Origin of the sequence: Polaribacter pacificus (assembly GCF_038024035.1) — a bacterium.
Taxonomy (GTDB): Bacteria; Bacteroidota; Bacteroidia; order Flavobacteriales; family Flavobacteriaceae; genus Polaribacter; species Polaribacter pacificus.
Genome location: NZ_CP150664.1, coordinates 1604791 through 1622392, shown reverse-complemented (window position 1 = coordinate 1622392; position 17602 = coordinate 1604791). Strand labels below are relative to the sequence as shown.

Annotated in this window: 16 protein-coding genes; 6 read left to right on the top strand and 10 right to left on the bottom strand. The window is 34.6% G+C overall.

Annotated elements, in window-relative coordinates:
- Positions 1-10: 10 nt before the first annotated feature.
- The 4 genes from WHC90_RS07340 to WHC90_RS07325 form a co-directional block, all read right to left on the bottom strand.
- Positions 11-688: a succinate dehydrogenase cytochrome b subunit gene (locus WHC90_RS07340; protein WP_188597828.1), complete on the bottom strand. Its 678-nt coding sequence runs from the start codon at positions 686-688 to the stop codon at positions 11-13.
- A gap of 159 nt (positions 689-847) precedes the next feature.
- Positions 848-1537: an alpha/beta fold hydrolase gene (locus tag WHC90_RS07335; RefSeq protein ID WP_188597827.1), complete on the bottom strand. Its 690-nt coding sequence runs from the start codon at positions 1535-1537 to the stop codon at positions 848-850.
- Entirely contained in the window at positions 1538-2161 is a 624-nt protein-coding gene (locus WHC90_RS07330; protein ID WP_188597826.1) for a DUF6973 domain-containing protein, read from the bottom strand.
- Positions 2162-2214: 53 nt separating this feature from the next.
- A complete protein-coding gene (locus tag WHC90_RS07325; protein WP_188597825.1) occupies positions 2215-5055 on the bottom strand; it encodes a VPS10 domain-containing protein in 2841 nt (946 codons plus the stop codon).
- Positions 5056-5276: 221 nt separating this feature from the next.
- Between WHC90_RS07325 and WHC90_RS07320 the strand changes: the two genes are divergently transcribed.
- Positions 5277-6554, top strand: a complete 1278-nt coding sequence (locus WHC90_RS07320; protein ID WP_188597824.1) for a DEAD/DEAH box helicase — start codon at positions 5277-5279, stop codon at positions 6552-6554.
- A gap of 52 nt (positions 6555-6606) precedes the next feature.
- Here the strand turns inward: WHC90_RS07320 and arsB are convergent, their stop codons facing one another.
- From arsB to WHC90_RS07300, 4 genes are all read right to left on the bottom strand, one after another.
- Positions 6607-7653 carry an ACR3 family arsenite efflux transporter gene (gene arsB, locus WHC90_RS07315; RefSeq protein WP_188597823.1) on the bottom strand — a complete coding sequence of 349 codons (1047 nt, stop codon included), beginning with the start codon at positions 7651-7653 and terminating at the stop codon, positions 6607-6609.
- A 2-nt stretch (positions 7654-7655) separates the two neighbouring features.
- Positions 7656-8285, bottom strand: a complete 630-nt coding sequence (locus WHC90_RS07310; RefSeq protein ID WP_188597822.1) for a low molecular weight phosphatase family protein — start codon at positions 8283-8285, stop codon at positions 7656-7658.
- A 53-nt stretch (positions 8286-8338) separates the two neighbouring features.
- The gene (locus tag WHC90_RS07305) at positions 8339-8671 is read right to left on the bottom strand and encodes an ArsR/SmtB family transcription factor (protein WP_188597821.1); all 333 of its coding nucleotides are present in this window, start codon (positions 8669-8671) and stop codon (positions 8339-8341) included.
- A 153-nt stretch (positions 8672-8824) separates the two neighbouring features.
- Positions 8825-9016, bottom strand: coding sequence for a cold-shock protein (locus WHC90_RS07300; RefSeq protein ID WP_188597820.1), 192 nt, complete (start codon positions 9014-9016; stop codon positions 8825-8827).
- A 288-nt stretch (positions 9017-9304) separates the two neighbouring features.
- On the opposite strand from WHC90_RS07300, the gene WHC90_RS07295 reads away from it, so the two are divergent.
- Positions 9305-10597 carry an aminopeptidase P family protein gene (locus tag WHC90_RS07295; RefSeq protein WP_188597819.1) on the top strand — a complete coding sequence of 431 codons (1293 nt, stop codon included), beginning with the start codon at positions 9305-9307 and terminating at the stop codon, positions 10595-10597.
- Between the two features lie 93 nt (positions 10598-10690).
- The gene (locus tag WHC90_RS07290) at positions 10691-11251 is read left to right on the top strand and encodes a PepSY-associated TM helix domain-containing protein (RefSeq protein ID WP_188597818.1); all 561 of its coding nucleotides are present in this window, start codon (positions 10691-10693) and stop codon (positions 11249-11251) included.
- Here WHC90_RS07290 and brnQ read toward each other — a convergent pair.
- Complete coding sequence (gene brnQ, locus WHC90_RS07285) at positions 11248-12522, bottom strand: branched-chain amino acid transport system II carrier protein (RefSeq protein ID WP_188597817.1); 1275 nt, start codon at positions 12520-12522, stop codon at positions 11248-11250. The genes WHC90_RS07290 and brnQ overlap by 4 nt on opposite strands.
- Positions 12515-13075, bottom strand: coding sequence for a hypothetical protein (locus WHC90_RS07280; RefSeq protein ID WP_188597816.1), 561 nt, complete (start codon positions 13073-13075; stop codon positions 12515-12517). Before WHC90_RS07280 ends, brnQ begins: the two co-directional genes overlap by 8 nt.
- A 45-nt stretch (positions 13076-13120) precedes the next feature.
- On the opposite strand from WHC90_RS07280, the gene WHC90_RS07275 reads away from it, so the two are divergent.
- From WHC90_RS07275 to WHC90_RS07265, 3 genes are all read left to right on the top strand, one after another.
- Complete coding sequence (locus WHC90_RS07275) at positions 13121-13906, top strand: alpha/beta fold hydrolase (RefSeq protein ID WP_188597815.1); 786 nt, start codon at positions 13121-13123, stop codon at positions 13904-13906.
- Positions 13907-13934: 28 nt separating this feature from the next.
- Positions 13935-15056, top strand: coding sequence for a helix-turn-helix domain-containing protein (locus WHC90_RS07270; RefSeq protein ID WP_188597814.1), 1122 nt, complete (start codon positions 13935-13937; stop codon positions 15054-15056).
- A gap of 157 nt (positions 15057-15213) precedes the next feature.
- The gene (locus WHC90_RS07265) at positions 15214-17589 is read left to right on the top strand and encodes a TonB-dependent receptor domain-containing protein (protein WP_229664884.1); all 2376 of its coding nucleotides are present in this window, start codon (positions 15214-15216) and stop codon (positions 17587-17589) included.
- Positions 17590-17602 lie beyond the last annotated feature (13 nt).

Below are 17602 nucleotides of genomic sequence, written 5' to 3'. Positions count from 1 at the left end.
GTACTTTGAATTAATGATTGAGGTGATGAAATAATGCAATAATCACAAACCCTAATGGGATTAAGATTGCATAGAGTTTTCCAAAAGTTTTCAATCCTTTCGTATATTTATTATTTGCTCCAACTGATTGGAAAGCAGAATTAAAGCCATGCAATAAATGCAATGCTAAGAATACAAAAGCGACTACATAAGCACCAACTCTTAGCGGGCTTACAAATTTTTCTTGTAATTCATGAAAGTAACGGAACGAGCCATCGTGCATCCCAGACATATCGCCTTGAATGTATTTAGTGTTGATTTCTGGAATCCAAAAATCAATAAAGTGCAAGACCATAAAAGCTAAAATGGCCAAGCCACTCCAAACCATGTTCCTGCTCATCCAGGTAGAATTTGCTCCACCGTTATTTTTCGCATACTTTACAACACGCGCTTTGTTGTTTTTAATTTCTAAGATAAATCCCATTACAAAATGAAAAACCACACCAAAAATCAAAACAGGCTGCATGACATACTGAATGAGTGCGTTGGTACCCATAAAATGAGATAATTCGTTGAAGGTTTTTCCATTGTTTGGAAATATAGATGTGATGTTTATTACAAAGTGTTGTAATAAGAAAAACATCAAAAAGAAAGCCGAAAGTGCCATTGCAAACTTTCTAGCTATTGAAGAATTTAAGATTCCGCTCATTTTTTGTTAGTTAAATATTAGCACAAATTTAGGGCTAAACTGTAGTTTTAACAAGAAACTTTATTTAATTTTAAATTATTTAGAACCTATTTAAATAAATAGGTGTTTTTTTTCAATAAAAATGTTAAAGTAGTGCAAATGATTGCACTTTCCTGAATCTTAAGTGCATATTTCATGATTGAGGATATCACTGAGCTTGCAAGGTTGTTCTAAAGGAATCATATGCCCAGCGTGATCAATACAAATAAGTTTGGCATTAGGTAATTTGCTTGCCATTGCTTCTAGTTTTTTGTAAGAGACCAGAGCATCATTTTGGGATCCAACTAAAGTAATTGGGGCTGTTAAATGGATCAGAGACTTGCTAATGTCTATTCGCTCTGAGGTAGCTTTCAACTGTCTAATTAAAACGTCCTTACCGAGTTCTTGATCCATCCTTTTTATCAGCCTGATAATTTCTGTGTTTGTCTGATTATCGGGGTGTAAAAATTGATTGATTCTGGTTTTTGAGATTCCTTTGTAAGGATAGTCTTGCAGAAGCTGGATGGTATTTTTACGCAATTTAATTTCTGCATCTGATAAGGGTTGATCGCTAGCTGCAATAAGAATTAATTTTGAAATTTTTTGTGGATTCAATCTTGCAAAATTAAGTGCAGCGAAACCTCCCATAGAAAAACCGACCAATACTGCTGATGTATCTATGGCTTGAAAAATGAGATCATTTATTTCATCAAAAGAACTTGCAGAGGTGATGTCGATATAAACGGGAATGTATTCTTTTTTTAGCGCAAAAATTTTCTTCCATAAATCTTCATTACACATGGTTCCTGAAAGAAAATAAATACGTTTCATCTATTCCTTTTTATAATTAGAATCCACTAAACATTTGTTGTTTACCCAGGTCTTTTCTAATAACTCTTTATCTAAGTTTTCTCCTTCACAGTTTACATACGAGCCACTTGCATCTTTTTTTAGAACCTTGTGTTTACCTGCTAAGATGGCATTGGCGATGCGGTAGATTAACCCGTCTTTTGGATAGGGCTTTCCTTTTTCTGTATAGCTGAGCCCCATATTGTTGTTAAACAGGTCCATTTCAGAAGATATTTTATCCGGAATTGCTCCATCTTCTAATTGTAGTTTTTTAAACTGTCTGTAATTGTCTCTTTCGTGTGCTTTTCCTAACGATTTTGCAGCTCCTTTTCCAATTTCTTGATTCAAACGGGCCATCCAAAATGCATGTCTAAAGGCGTCAACTTGTCCACCAGAAGCATCCCCGTCTAATAAGGGTGTCTTGGCGATAGAATCACTAATTTTATTAGCTTCTAAAGAAACTAAATAGGCTTTTTTGGCTTTAAAAGGATGTAAAAGCACCCATGTTCTTTGACCAGGTAAGAGCTCTTTAAAACGTTGCCAATTAGATTGTGAATAGCTCTGAAAACTAAGGAAGATTGCAAAAAAAAACAGTACTTTTTTCATGTGATAAAAGTACTGTTTTTATTTTTTTAAACGTAAAAGCGTTAAAAAAAAGCTTATTTAATTTCCAAAGGAAGTGTAACTCCTTTTAATTGGATGCTATAAGTTCCTTTAGGTAAATAATAGTGACCGTTGTCTGCTTTTTTAATCGTTGTCTTGTTTGCTTTTTCAAAATCTTTTTTTCCTCTACTAGAAAACTGAAGATCATAGTTGATTGCATTTAACCCGCTCTCAATATTCGTGTTCATTGAAGCGACAAGAACTTTACCTGAATATACTTTTACAGTAGTCTTTGCAGATGATTTTGAAAGATAAGAAATAGCAGCGCTTGGTGCTGGTGAAAATCTACCAAAACGAGCTCTTCCCCAGTTAGCATTATACTTAACAGGTGCTATATCAAATGCATGAAACTCTTTTGCGCTGATTTCTTTGGTTACTTTTTGCAACAAAGATACATCAGCAGTATAAAGGCTTCTTCCGTGAGTTCCTACAACTAAATGTTTTGCTTCTGGTTGAATTACCAAATCATGTACAGCAACATTTGGAAGATTATTAGAAAAAGGATGCCAGTTGTCTCCTCTATTAAAGCTAACATACAAACCATTGTCTGTTCCTAAGTAAAGAATTTCTGAATTTTCAGGATCTTCACGTATTACATTTACAGGTGATGTTGGAATCGTTTTTCCGATGTTTTTCCAAGTTTTTCCGTAGTTTTCAGATACATAAACATAGGTTGCGAAATCATCCCAACGATAACCGTTTAAAGTTGCGTAAACACGCTCTTGTTTGTGTTGCGATGCGATAACTCTAGAAACCCATAGGTTTTTTGGCAATGATCCAGAAAGGTTTTCCCAAGTGGTACCACCATCTTTACTAAGATTGATATGACCATCATCCGATCCAACATATAGCATTCCAAATTTAAAAGGGCTTTCACTAATAGTTGTTAAGGTACCGTAAGCAACATTTCCTTTCTTTTCTCCTGATGTTAAATCACCAGAAATTGTTTCCCAATCATTTCCTTGATTTAAAGAACGGTGAAGCTTGTTGCTTCCAAAATATACGATGTCTTGATTGTGTGGAGATAATAAGATAGGTGTCTGCCAGTTAAATCTAAAAGTTTCACCTTTTACCTTACTTCTTGGAGTAATGTATGTACGTTTTCCATTGGCTAAATTCAATCTAAAATAACTCCCAAACTGAGAACCTGTATACACAATATTGTGATCTCTGCTGTCTACTTGAACCTGCATACCGTCACCTCCCATAATTGATTTGAATGGGTTTTGTCCAGAACCATGCCATGATTTGTTAATTCTTGCATTGTGAGGGCCGTACCAAACACCGTTATCTTGCAAACCACCATATACGTTATAAGGCTTTTGATTGTCAGCAAAAACTGAGTAAAATTGACCTACAGGAGCATAGTTTAATTTGTTCCAGCTTTCTCCATCGTCATAACTCATGTTAAGACCACCATCGTTTCCGTTGATTAGGTGTCCTTTTTTTGTTGGGCTGATCCACATTGCTTGGTGATCTGAATGCACATTTTCTTTTCCGATAGAAGTGTAAGTTTCTCCACCATCTTTAGATTTCATTAAGCCAATACCTAAAATATAGATGGCATTTTTATCTTGTGGATGTACTCTGATTTCTCCAAAATAATACCCATATGAAGAGTATAAGCTTAGTTTTTCTTTGTTCTTTTTCTTCCAAGATTTTCCACCATTGCTAGTAAAAAATACTTCGGCACCAGTTACCTCTAGGGCCGCATTTGTAAGTTGACTATCTTCTAAAAACTGAGGAACCTCACCAGGAGTTAAAGCCCTAGAAGCAACAAAATTCTTAATATTTGCAGCTCTGTATTTATCGTGGTATCCGTGAGCTTTTAAAAAGGTGTCAATATCTTTGTTATCAAGAGTGACAAAGTCTTCTGCACTCATACTTTTAAAAGTGTCAGAGTTTAAGGCTAAAGCTTCTGGAGCTCTTCTAGCATTCGTTTTCTTTGCTACATAGTCAAATTGACTGTCGTGTAATGCATACACATTGTTCTCATCATATACAGCAAGACCTATTCTACCTACACCAGATCCTGTTGGAAAACCATTCCCAGAAATGTTCTTCCAAGTTTCTCCACCATCAGTACTTTTGTAAATACCAGAATTGTTTCCGCTTCCAACAAAATTCCATGCTTTACGATCACGCTCCCAAGAAGCAGCGTACATCGTGTTAAAATTATTTGGAGCAAAAGCGATGTCAATAACACCTGTGTTTTGATCTATATATAAGGTTTTCTTCCAGGTTTTTCCACCATCTGTAGTTTTAAAGACTCCGCGTTCTGCATTTGGAGAATACAAGTGACCGATAACAGCAACCAATACTTCATTTGAATTGTTTGGGTTGATGATAATTCTGCTCACATGGTGAGAATCTGGCAAGCCCATGTTTTGCCATGTCTTACCTTGGTCGGTAGATTTTAAAACTCCAATCCCTGCATACGAAGAACGAGATGAATTTTTTTCACCAGTTCCTACCCACAGTGTTCTTGTTTTCCAATCTACTGCAATATCACCAATGTTTTGAGTCTGTGAATTGTCCATCACAGGAGTAAAAGTAACTCCATTATTTGTAGTGTGCCACAAACCTCCTGAAGCATACCCTGCATAAAATTCGGTTGGATCATTCGGGTTGACTGCGATATCGGCAATACGACCACTCATTACTGTAGGGCCAATATTGGTAAAAGGTATATTCTTAACAATTGAATTACGAGTAAGTTGCTCTTTTTGGGTCAGAGACTCCTGTACTTGAGAGGCGCTTGTTGCTTTTTGAGCAATCAGACTTGTACTGGTTGCACTTAATAAAAAGAGCGCCAGAGTTTTTAAAGTTGTTTTCATACTTTTGGTTAGTTGTTTTAGGGCCAAAATTTACCACAATCGTACTGAATGACAAAAAAATTAACAAAACTTTACAGTCTTCTTTTGTGAAATTTAATGATTATGGCCTTAGATTTTAGGTTCAAAAGTCATAGATAGGAGCTTCTCCAAGAAATAACTGTACCTTTGCGGCGATATAAAATGACGGATCCGTTGTTTTTATAAAAAATACACTATAATATATGTCATTTAAATCATTAGGATTAAACCCAGCTTTGTTAAAGGCTGTAGAAAAGCAAGGATATACACAACCATCACCTATACAAATAAAAGCAATTCCTCATATTTTAGAAGGAAGAGATGTTTTGGCTTCGGCACAAACTGGAACAGGAAAAACCGCAGGGTTTACCTTGCCAATGTTGCAAATTTTAGATGCAACTAGAAGCGATAAATTTAGACCAATCAGAGCATTGATCTTAACACCAACAAGAGAATTAGCGGCTCAAGTTTATGATAATGTTAAAGATTATGGAGCTTATTTAAATATGAAATCTACCGTTGTTTTTGGAGGTGTAAAAGCAGCTTCTCAGATAGCAACAATTAGACAAGGAGTTGATGTTTTGGTTGCAACCCCAGGAAGATTATTAGATTTAGAAAATCAGAAAGCCTTATCGTTAAAACGCGTTGAGATTTTGGTTTTGGATGAAGCTGATAGAATGTTAGACATGGGTTTTTTAAGAGACATTAAAAGAATTATGAGTTTGATGCCAGCAAAGCGTCAAAATTTAATGTTTTCTGCAACATTTTCTAAGGATATAAAACAATTAGCTGAAGGGATTTTAACAAACCCAATTTTGGTAGAGGCTACACCAGAAAATACAACTGCAGAAAAGGTTAGTCAAAAAATCTATCGTGTAGACAAACAAGAAAAAACAGCCTTGGTTAGCAAGCTAATTTCTGATGGAAATTGGAAGCAGGTACTTATTTTTACTCGTACCAAGCACGGAGCTAATAAGTTGACAGAGAAACTTGTAAAAAGTAAAATTTCGGCAGCAGCCATTCATGGTAATAAAAGTCAAGGTGCAAGAACTAAAGCATTGGCAGGGTTTAAAAATAATGATGTACGAGTTCTCGTTGCTACTGATATTGCAGCAAGAGGTTTGGATATTCCTTTACTTCCCCATGTAATCAATTTTGAGTTGCCTAATATTCCTGAGGATTATGTACATAGAATCGGAAGAACTGGTAGAGCTGGAGCCAAAGGAGAAGCACTTTCTCTGGTTTGTGCTGATGAGTTAGAGTATGTTCGCGAAATTGAAAAACTCTTAGGTCAAAAATTTAAGATGGAGACCATAGAAGGTTTTGAACCAACTGTTTTAGAACCAACTCAACAACCAAAAAAACCTGCGGGCAAAAAAAATCAAAATTCTTTTCGTAAAAAACCTAAGAACTCGTCTGGTGCTAAAAAACAAGACTCAAGAGGTGGTCGTAGAGACAGTAACTCTAGAAGAACTAGATAATTTTGCTATTCTTTTAACTTCTCTTTTTGTCTAATCTATAATGATCAGCGGCTTACTTTTTGGCCTGTCTATAGTATTTTTTTCGCAACCAAAATGAGATGCGAACTAGTAAAATTAATGCTGGAACTTCAACCAAAGGTCCAATAACACCGGCAAAAGCCTGACCAGAATTTAACCCGAATACGGCAATTGCAACAGCAATTGCCAATTCAAAATTGTTTCCTGCAGCCGTAAAGGCCACAGAAGCTGTTTTGTCATAGGGTGCACCCATCGCTTTGGTAACAAAAAATCCAATAATAAACATCAATGTAAAGTAAATCAGCAATGGAACTGCAATGATTAGCACATCCATAGGGATTTCTACAATCAGTTCGCCTTTTAAAGAAAACATGATGATGATGGTAAATAACAAGGCTATTAAGGTTAATGGAGAAATGGCCGGAATAAATTTGGTTGTATACCAATCTTCCCCTTTAATTTTTACCAATAATACTCTACTTAAGATTCCCAGTACAAATGGAATTCCTAGATAGATAGCAACACTCTCGGCAATTGTTCCGATTGAAATATCGACAATCGCGCCGTCAAAACCAAAATATGGAGGTAAAACGGTTATAAAAATCCAAGCGTAAAAGCTATAGGCAAAAACTTGGAAAATACTATTTAATGCTACTAGCCCAGCTCCGTATTCGCTGTTACCATCTGCAAGATCATTCCAAACCAGTACCATTGCAATACAACGAGCTAATCCAATTAAGATAAGCCCCACCATGTATTCTGGGTAATCGTGTAAAAAAACAATTGCCAAAACAAACATTAAAACGGGTCCAATAACCCAGTTTAAAATAAGAGAGACTGACAAGATTTTGGTGTCTTTAAACACTTTAGGTAAAAGCGCAAAATTTACTTTTGCAAGTGGAGGGTACATCATTATTATTAAGCCAATGGCTATCGGAATGTTTGTTGCTCCAGTACTCATGGAGTTTATGATAGATGGAAAACTCGGGATAAAATATCCAAGTCCAACACCAATTGCCATTGCGACAAAGATCCAAAGTGTTAGATTTCTGTCTAGGAAGCTTAGTTTTTTTGTAGCCATTTTTAAGAGTTTATTTGAGAGAAAACATAGTATAATTCAGTTGCAATTTGCAGACTTCTTTCACTGTATTTTTTTGCCTGTTCTGGAGTGTTATCAAATGCTTTTGGGTCTTCGTAGGTAATAGGGATTCGCTTTTCTGCTCCTGCAATAAAAGGGCATCCGCCATCTGCCTGAGAACAAGTCATGATAGCAGCAAACGCTGATTTTGGATTAAAAGCATCCTCTAGCTTTTTAGAAAATCCTATAATAGGATGTTCATTCTCTGAGAATTTAATGCTGTAAACAGGGTTAGTGCCATCTGAGATTGCTGTGATTTTAAAACCTGTGTTTTTTAAAGTATCTACAACCACAGGGAAAAGTGCTGTTGCCTCAGTTCCGCCAGAATAACAATACAAGTTTTTAATAGTAAAGTAACTGGCTAAGGTTTGTGCCCAAATTTGAGTTAAATGGCTTCTTCTTGAATTGTGTGTGCAGATAAAATTGATTCGAATCTCCTTTTGATTTGTTGTTTTTGATTGAATAAAATCGATGAGCGGTTGCAAAATTATTTTGCGTTCATCACTTATTGTATCTGTGTTTAAGGAGCTAATAAGTGTTTCTATTTTTGGAAATAGGGATGATGTTGTTTTCATGATCTAGATTTCTTTTTAAAAGCTAATTTAAGAGTTGGTTATTTTTACTGAACCTAGCAGCAATCTTGCTTTTGGCTAAGGTCTTGATTGAGAAATTCATTCATTACTTTTTTCATAGCAGCCCAGTTTTTTTTATCGATACAATAACAAACACTTGTGCCCTCTACACTTCCTTTTATCAATCCCAAATGTTTGAGCTCTTTTAAATGTTGAGAAATGGTTGGTTGTGCCAATCCAATTTCAAGTACTAAGTCTCCGCAGACACAAGAATTGATTTTAAACAAATGCTGTAAAATTGAAACTCTGGCTGGATGACCAAAGACTTTTGCTATCAAAGCAATCTCATTCTGTTGATCTGAAAACATTTCTGTTTTTGCTAAACCCATTTTTTTATTTATTAATTTATTGCAATATTACGATTAATATAGGCGCACTCAAAATAATTTTTAAAAGTTAACATTAAATTAATGGGATAGCCCTAAAAAGAAAACACCCGTCAATTAATGACGGGTGTTTTGTAATAAAAAAAAGTGTATATCTTAGATAACTTTTACGTTAACTGCGTTCATTCCTTTTCTACCTTCTTGTAAGTCAAATTCTACATCATCACCTTCTCTAATCTCATCGATTAATCCAGAAATGTGTACGAAATGTTCTTTGTTTGTGTCTTCTTCAGTTATGAATCCAAATCCTTTAGACTCATTGAAAAATTTTACTGTACCTTTACTCATTGTAATAAAAAATTATAAATAATATTAGGCACAAAGATAGTGTTATATATGATAGGTATTACATAAGTCTTCCTTTTTTTTATCGATTAAAAAATATAAATCTCTGAAAATCAATGTTTACGTGCCTTTGAGAGCCTTAAATATTTTTATTTTTTTCTTAAAAACAGCCTAAATAGTGCAAAAAAAGACTTTTTTAATGCTCTTTTTAGACTAGAATAAAAGAAAATTAGCAGCTATCTGTATCTTCAGCTATAATTAGTACCTTTGTTTGTATAAAAATTTACATCCATGAAGTACCATCCAATACAAAGCAGTTTATTCGTAAAAAATCGTAAAAACTTTGCTGAAAAGATGAGGCCAAACAGCTTGGCTGTATTCAATTCAAACGATATTTACCCTATTAGTGCAGACAGTACCATGCCTTTTGAGCAAAACAGAGACCTCTTTTATTTAAGTGGGGTTGATCAAGAAGAAAGTGTGTTGGTTTTATTTCCAGACTGTCCTAAACCACAATACAGAGAAATTCTTTTTTTAACCGAAACCAATGAGCACATTGCTGTTTGGGAAGGAGAAAAATTAACAAAAGAAGCAGCGATTCAAACGACCGGAGTTAAAACGGTATTTTGGAAACAAGAAATGGAAAAGGTGCTTTTTGAGTTAATGTCGCTTTCAGACACTGTATATATTAATACCAACGAGCATTACAGAGCGAATGTAGAAACAGAAACCAGAGAAGATCGCTTTAACAAATGGTTATTGGCAAAATACCCAGCTCATTCAGTAGCAAAAAGCAATCCGATTTTACAGCGTTTACGCTCAGTAAAAGATCCAATAGAATTAGACCTGATTCAACAAGCCTGTGATATAACAGAGAAAGGTTTTCGCAGAATTTTAGATTTTGTAAAGCCTGGTGTTTGGGAATATGAAATTGAGGCAGAGTTTATCCATGAGTTTGTAAGAAATCGATCAAGAAAATTTGCCTACACACCTATTATAGCAAGTGGTAATAACGCCAATGTATTGCATTATATAGAAAACAATCAGCAGTGTAAAGCGGGTGATTTAATCTTGTTAGATGTTGGAGCAGAATATGCAAACTACTCTAGTGATATGTCTAGAACCATTCCTGTATCAGGAAAATTCACAGCTCGTCAGAAAGAAGTATACAATGCCGTTAACCGTGTTAAAAACGAAGCGACTAAGCTTTTGGTTCCTGGTGCCGATTGGAATTCTTATCATGGTGAGGTTGGTAAAATAATGACTTCTGAACTTCTAGGTCTAGGTCTTTTAGATAAGGCAGACATCCAAAATGAAGACAAAGATTGGCCAGCTTATAAAAAGTACTTTATGCATGGAACCAGTCATCATATGGGTTTAGATACACATGATTACGGTCTTTTATTAGAGCCTATGAAAGCCAATATGGTGTTTACTGTAGAGCCAGGGATTTATATCCCAGCCGAAGGTTTTGGAATTCGACTAGAAGATGATGTTGTGATTCAAGAAACAGGAGAGCCTTTTAATTTAATGCGAAATATTCCAATTGAGGCAGATGAGATAGAAGCACTTATGAATTCTTAAAAAATTTCTTAATATAAAGTTAAAAGCGGGTCCTGACCCGCTTTTTTTATGCTCAAATGTATACTTTCGCGAATCTACAACTGAGCTGCATTTATGACAAAGAGAAAGAAACAAGCCAAAATTCTAAGAGACTTTAGGAAAATCCACCGGTATTCTGGCATTTCTTTGTTTGTTTTTTTCTTTGTGATTTCTATCACAGGCCTGTTGTTGGGTTGGAAAAAAGACAGTAAAGAGCTTTTATTGCCAAATACGTATCAAGGAACTAGTTCTAGTTTAAAAGACTGGAAATCCATTGATTTTTTACATCAAAAAGTAACCGATTATGTTGTTAAAAATACTGCTGATCAAACCTCTTATATAGTAGATCGTATTGATGTTAGAAAAGAGAAAGGTATCGCAAAGTTTATTTTCACCAATCGCTATGAAGCTCAAATAGATTGTGCCACAGGAAAAATTCTAAATTTTCAAAAACGTCATTCTGATGTCATAGAGAACATTCATGATGGTTCTATCATAGACATATACTTCAATTTAAATGGAACTCCTGTTAAGTTAATTTACACAACAGTTATGAGTCTAGCGCTGTTTATTTTTACCGTAACCGGATTTTGGTTGTGGTATGGTCCTAAACGAATGAGAGCTCAGAGATCTTAAGCTTTTCTAAATTTTAAAATACTATTTACCAAAATAAAAGCGATTGCCGCAGGCAAAACCCAGCCTAGACTCTGCTCAGAAAAAGGCAATAATTTTTGTACTCCAGTAAGTTGTTCAGTCGGGATTATAAACTTTAAAAAGTCTGGAATACTACATAAAAACGTAACTCCTACAACGATTTTAAAAACCATAGGTGAGGCTAGTTTCTCGGGTAATACATTTAGCAAAATAAGCACAATTGTAATCGGGTAGATAAACATAAGAGCTGGCAGTGCAACGTCAATAATATAATGCACATCAAACTGACCAATCACCACTCCTAATATAGAAGAAACTACTGCTGTGATCACATAGGCTGATTGTGATTGATTGAACAAGCCTTTTATGTAATCTGAGGTTCCTGTTACGATTCCGACAGCTGTAGTAAAACAAGCCAAACCAACCAACACACTTAAAAAAGTATTGCCAATAGAGCCCAGTGTTTGTAAGCTTAAACCCGATAGAATTTCTGTCCGTGTTGCACTCGCTTCAAAACTGCTTCCAAACAAAGCACCGTTATATATTAACCCTGCGTAGATTGTAAGCAAACCAAAACCAGCAATAAACCCCGCTTTTCTAATCAAGCTTTTTTTAGATTGAAATGAGGCGTTTCTCTTAAAGTTCATTGATATCACTAAGACGCCACCGACTACGATTGCTCCAATTGCATCAAAAGTTTGGTAACCCTCTAAAAGACCATCGATAAAAGGGCTTGCTAAACTTGTCGCTGCCATTTCATTTGCTGGACTAAAAAGACCAATACAGATAACACTACAGAGTATGATAATAATCAAAGGGGTTAAAAACTTCCCTAAAAATTGCAATACTTTACTTCTATTAATTGCAAAAAGGCAAACTAAAAAAAAATAGATAGAACTTGTTAGTAAAGAACTTGTACCAAAAAAGGGCTGAATAGCCATTTCATGAGTTACAGAAGCAGTTCTGGGTGCAGGTAATGCAATAGAAATTGAGTAAACAACTAGACAATAAACATAACTAAATACCGGTGACACTTTTTTACCGAAATCATACATGGTCCCTTGCAAACGTGCATGAGCAAAGATTCCAAGGATAGGAATCACTACTGCTGTGACAAAAAAACCAAGTGTAACCCAAAACCAAGTATTTCCTGCTTTTACTCCCAAATATGGAGGTAAAATTAAATTTCCAGCACCAAAAAACATTGAAAATAACGCAAAGCCCAAGATCAGAGCTTCTTTGTGTTTACCCATTCGAAAACTTTTTAAATAGCCAATAGGCTCCATTAATAATTAGGTAGATTAAAGAAATGCAAATAAGTGTAAATTTTGCAAAAGAAAAATAATAGGCAACCCAGGGCCAATATTCCGTATAGTTTCCTATTAGTAATTTAATTAATGCTACATTTTCTACACCATCAAAAATTGCAGTGATAAACATTGACCAAATTAAGAGGCCTCCAAGGCGATACTGAGGCTTATTAGCCCATAGACGCTCATTGACTTTATGAATTAACAAGGCAATAAATAAGGTGTAAATTAATAAAAATAGATAATCAAAACCCAAACTCAGACCCGCAAAAATTTTAGCCCCAGGTGACCAAGAGTCTAAAATTTGTCTCGAATGCTCTAGGTCTCCAGCCAATTCAAATGAAAACATTCCATAGCTTGCAGTCTCGTTCATGAGCTTGCTATCAAAATAACCCATAACGATGCTGCCAATAATAAGCATGTATAGCAAACTAAAGCTAAGTTTTTTTTCTGTTTTGGTTGTGACCTTCATAAAAGGCGATACAAACATATTCATCTAAATTAAGTTGATTAGCCATTTAAAGATACATATTTTTGTGAGATGGAGAATTTTATCGTTCATAAAAACACACAAGTTTATTATTCGTCAGAAGGCAAAGGGACTACTGTTGTTTTTTTGCATGGCTTTTTAGAGAATGCAAGCATGTGGAATTCCTTAGTAACAGCTCTCTCTACTAAGTATCGTGTAGTAACTATAGATTTACTAGGGCATGGAAAATCAGAGTGTTTGGGTTATGTTCATACTATGGAGATGATGGCTGATGCAGTCCAAGCGGTCTTACAGCACTTAAAACTGAGACGATTTTTTATTGTAGGTCACTCGATGGGAGGATACGTTGCTTTGGCCTTAGCCAAAAAATCACCCGAAAAAGTAAAAGGTCTGTGCTTAATGAACTCTACCGCAAGTGCAGATAGTTTGGAGAGAATACAGTTGAGAACGCGAGCTAATAAAATGGCTCAACAAAATTTTAAGACCTTAGTTCAACTCTCTTTTACCAATCTTTTTAGTGAGACAAGTAGAATAAATTATAAAAAGGAACTAGATTTTGCCTTAGCAGAGGCTTTTAAAACTTCACTTCAAGGTTATATTGCTGCGCAAGAAGGAATGTGCATACGACCTGATGCTCAAGAATTTTTAAAAAATCAAGATTTTCAAAAACTGTATATCATCGGAAAAAAGGATACAGTATTAAATGTTCAAGAATTGCAAAAAGAAGCAGCACATACACAATCAGAAGTAGTTTTACTAGACCAAGGGCATATGAGTCATATAGAAAACAAGGCCGAAGTTATAAAGGCGTTAAAAGCATTTTTGAAAAAAAGATGATTTTAAATTTTACATATCTTTGACCTTTATGGAGAACTCATCAATTATTAGTGTTCTAGCGATCATTATCGTTTTATTGTTTTTGTTTTTTTCTGTTTTTCTCCTAACCGTTAAGACAGAAAAAAAGCTGAGCAACGCCTTATTGGCTGCTTTTTTAGTAGTCACAGCTATTGATATCAGTGCGTTTTTTTATATGCAGTATATTCAGCTACCCTTAGCGTTAGAAATGCTTCGGATTAAAATCTCAAACTTTAAAGATCCTTTACTTTTTTTGTACATTTTATCTGTAATCTACTCAAACTTTAAGTTAAAAAGGATTCATTTGATATTTGTTTTGCCATGGGTTATTAATATTGTTGTTTTAATACCCCGCTTTTTTTTAGGAGATACGACTGCTAAAATGGAGTTTTTTACTCAGTATGATCAAACTGTTGAAGGCCAATTTCTAACTGTTTTTGGACATGTTGTTTCGCTAGCCTATTTTCTTGCTACAGTTTATTATGTACTTCGATACAGAAAATTACTTTTAGAAAATTATACTGATAAGAATGCATTTAAAAATTATATCTGGCTTAAGCAGTTGCTAATTCTAATCACCATTGGCCAATGTTTAACCATTGTTAAAAATACTTCTCGAGGAATTTACGCTAATGAAACAATTGATGCTCTTAGAATCCTAACCCTACTATTTGGAGTTTTCTTTATTTTCTGGTTAGTATTTAAAGCGCTAAACTCTCCAAAATTATTTCGGGGGATAGATGTCAACTTACAGGCATCCAAAGAAATTACAAAAGACACTGCTGTTAATGAGAAAATCAATCAACAAATAGCATTGCTTAAAAACTATATGAAAGATGAAGAGCCTTTTTTAAACCCTTCTCTAAGCATTAGAAATTTAGCAGAACAAATGAACATACCGCCGAGAGAATTATCGGTGCTCATCAATCAAAACCTCAATCAACATTTTTTTGATTTTGTAAATGAATACCGAATAAACAAAGCCAAAGAAATTCTTAAGGATCTTTCAAAATCAGAATTTACAGTCTTGGAAATTTTGTACGAAGTTGGTTTTAACTCTAAATCTTCTTTTAATACTGCTTTTAAAAAGCACACAGGCACAACTCCAACACAGTACCGTAAAACTACTTAAAAACAGGTGGTTAGCGTAAAGTCGAACTTAGGGTATACAAAGTCGAACTCATTTTTAGTTGCTAAAAGAGTTCGACTTTGCGTTTTCGGTCGTCTGTCTTTGTAAAGAAGCTCATTTTTGTCTCATCAAAATTAATAACAACAAAATGACATCAAAAATGAAACAGCTTATCACAATCTTCTTATTTTTCTTTCCAGCGCTAATTATAGCACAAACCATTACTGGAAAAGTAGCGGACAAAACAGAAGCAATTCCGTATGCCAATGTAGTAATAACGGATGCCAACCAAAAAATAATCACTGGAACCACAACAGATGATACTGGTTTTTTTAGTTTAAAAGTAAAGGCAGGTACTTATAAATTAACCGTCAGTTTTATTGGCTATAAAAATGTAACAAGAGAAGTTAACCTTACAAAAGACATTCATTTAGGAACGATTTTAATTTCAGAAAGCGAAGCGCTTTTAGATGAGGTTGTCATTCAATTTACCAAAAGAATCCTAGAAAGAAAAATTGACCGTCTGGTGTTTAATGTGTCACAAAGTATTGCAGCAACAGGTGGAAACGGTGTTGATATTTTAAAAATCACTCCAGGTGTTCAGCTCCAAAACGGAACCATACAAATTCTTGGGAAAGGTGCTTCTAGAGTATTGATCAATGATAGAATTTCTCCTCTACAAGGCGATGAATTGGTAAGTTTTTTAAGTGGGTTGAATGCGAATGATATTGAAAAGATAGAAGTCATTACAAATCCGCCTGCCAAATACGAAGCTGCTGGTAATGGAGGTTTAATTAATATTGTTTTAAAGAAAGGGGTACAGAATTCTTGGAGAAATTCGAGTACTTTAACCTACAACCAAAACAGCTATAATTTTACCACGCTCACAAACAATTTCTTTTACAATAAAAACAGAATTTCATTTTCTGCAAATCTAAACGCAAGCAAGGGTTCTTTTGAAAATAATGAAGGTTTGCAAATACACTACCCCAACAATTTTTGGGATATTGATGTACGATCTAAAATGGGTAAGGATCAATTTTCTGGACGTTTTTTAGTTGATTATGCGCTGTCAGCTAAAACTACTTTTGGACTGCAATATTTAACAACCAGCAATACGCCAAAAGATCTAGGAACCACTATTTCTTCAATTTTTGATGCAAATAATAACTTGGAAAAAAAGTTGATCAATACCGGAGTGAACAATGTCAATACAAAAAACCACACGCTAAATTTTCACCTCATTACTCAATTGGATTCTTTAGGGAAGCGCATTTCTTTGGATGCTGATTATTTTACATTAAATTCTAAAAGAGATAGAGACTTTGTTACTGAAAGTTATTTTGCAAATGGCAATTTTGAAGGCCTTAACTCTGCAGCGATAAACAATGCTAACCAAAAAATAGAAAACTTTAGTACGAAGCTAGATGTTGATCTACCCTTAAAAAAGATTCATGTTTCTTTTGGTGCTAAAGCTAGCTTTACCAAGTCTTTGAGTGATGTTTTTTATTATAATACCATCTCAGGGACAGCAGTTTTAGATGCAAGTCGATCTAATAAATTTACCTATCACGAAGATAATTTAGCAGCCTATGTTTCTGGGAATACCCAATTAACTAATAAGTTGCAAATGCAATTTGGTCTGCGTTTAGAAAATTCAAAAACTGAAGGGCTGAGTACTCAGGTAAATCAGACCAACGCCAATGAGTATACAAAGCTATTTCCAACGCTCTATTTTTCATACACAAAAAATGATTATCACAACTTTGGATTTACTTATGGGAGAAGAATAAACAGGCCTAACTTTACACATTTAAACCCGTTTCGATATTATATCAACGACAAGAGTTATAGTGTAGGAAACCCTTTTTTACAGCCTACCTTTAGTGATAATTTTGAGTTTTCACATGTGTATAAAAACAAGTTTCACACCAGTGTTTTTGTAAACTATATTAGCAATGGTTTTGGTACAGTTTTTACTTCAGATATTGCAAATCAAACCCAAATTATAACTAGAGAGAATTATTTTACCCAATACAATTATGGGATTACAGAGAGCTTTTCATACGCTAAAGTTTCTTGGTGGAAAAGTCAGAACAGCATTAATTTATTAGGATATCAAACTCGTTTTATCAAAGATTTTGGTTCTCAACCTAAAAATGGAATGCGTTTGTATTTAACGTCAAACAATACGTTTACACTCGCCGAAAACACAAAGTTGCAGCTAAATTCTTGGTATAGTTCAAAGCACAACAGCGGCTTGTATAGCCTAGGAGAAATGTTTGATCTGTCATTTGGTTTGGAGCATCATTTTAAAAAGAGCAATGTAAAAATGTCCTTATTCTTTAATGATGTTTTAAATACCACGAGTCTAAACAACTATGTGTCTACGGTTAATGGTGTAGAGCAAGTATACAAGCAAAATGAAAGTTCTAGAAACTTTAGACTTTCACTCTCATATGATTTTGGAAACAAAAAAGTACAGGTAAAGAATCGCGACTTTGGTAACGATGATGAACTTAGAAGAAGTCATTAATTTTTAAATAAAA

Coding starts and splice junctions, on each gene's coding strand:
- WHC90_RS07340 (WP_188597828.1), bottom strand. CDS start 688: ATGAGCGGAATCTTAAATTCTTCAATAGCTAGAAAGTTTGCAATGGCA.
- WHC90_RS07335 (WP_188597827.1), bottom strand. CDS start 1,537: ATGAAACGTATTTATTTTCTTTCAGGAACCATGTGTAATGAAGATTTA.
- WHC90_RS07330 (WP_188597826.1), bottom strand. CDS start 2,161: ATGAAAAAAGTACTGTTTTTTTTTGCAATCTTCCTTAGTTTTCAGAGC.
- WHC90_RS07325 (WP_188597825.1), bottom strand. CDS start 5,055: ATGAAAACAACTTTAAAAACTCTGGCGCTCTTTTTATTAAGTGCAACC.
- WHC90_RS07320 (WP_188597824.1), top strand. CDS start 5,277: ATGTCATTTAAATCATTAGGATTAAACCCAGCTTTGTTAAAGGCTGTA.
- arsB (WP_188597823.1), bottom strand. CDS start 7,653: ATGGCTACAAAAAAACTAAGCTTCCTAGACAGAAATCTAACACTTTGG.
- WHC90_RS07310 (WP_188597822.1), bottom strand. CDS start 8,285: ATGAAAACAACATCATCCCTATTTCCAAAAATAGAAACACTTATTAGC.
- WHC90_RS07305 (WP_188597821.1), bottom strand. CDS start 8,671: ATGGGTTTAGCAAAAACAGAAATGTTTTCAGATCAACAGAATGAGATT.
- WHC90_RS07300 (WP_188597820.1), bottom strand. CDS start 9,016: ATGAGTAAAGGTACAGTAAAATTTTTCAATGAGTCTAAAGGATTTGGA.
- WHC90_RS07295 (WP_188597819.1), top strand. CDS start 9,305: ATGAAGTACCATCCAATACAAAGCAGTTTATTCGTAAAAAATCGTAAA.
- WHC90_RS07290 (WP_188597818.1), top strand. CDS start 10,691: ATGACAAAGAGAAAGAAACAAGCCAAAATTCTAAGAGACTTTAGGAAA.
- brnQ (WP_188597817.1), bottom strand. CDS start 12,522: ATGGGTAAACACAAAGAAGCTCTGATCTTGGGCTTTGCGTTATTTTCA.
- WHC90_RS07280 (WP_188597816.1), bottom strand. CDS start 13,075: ATGAATATGTTTGTATCGCCTTTTATGAAGGTCACAACCAAAACAGAA.
- WHC90_RS07275 (WP_188597815.1), top strand. CDS start 13,121: ATGGAGAATTTTATCGTTCATAAAAACACACAAGTTTATTATTCGTCA.
- WHC90_RS07270 (WP_188597814.1), top strand. CDS start 13,935: ATGGAGAACTCATCAATTATTAGTGTTCTAGCGATCATTATCGTTTTA.
- WHC90_RS07265 (WP_229664884.1), top strand. CDS start 15,214: ATGAAACAGCTTATCACAATCTTCTTATTTTTCTTTCCAGCGCTAATT.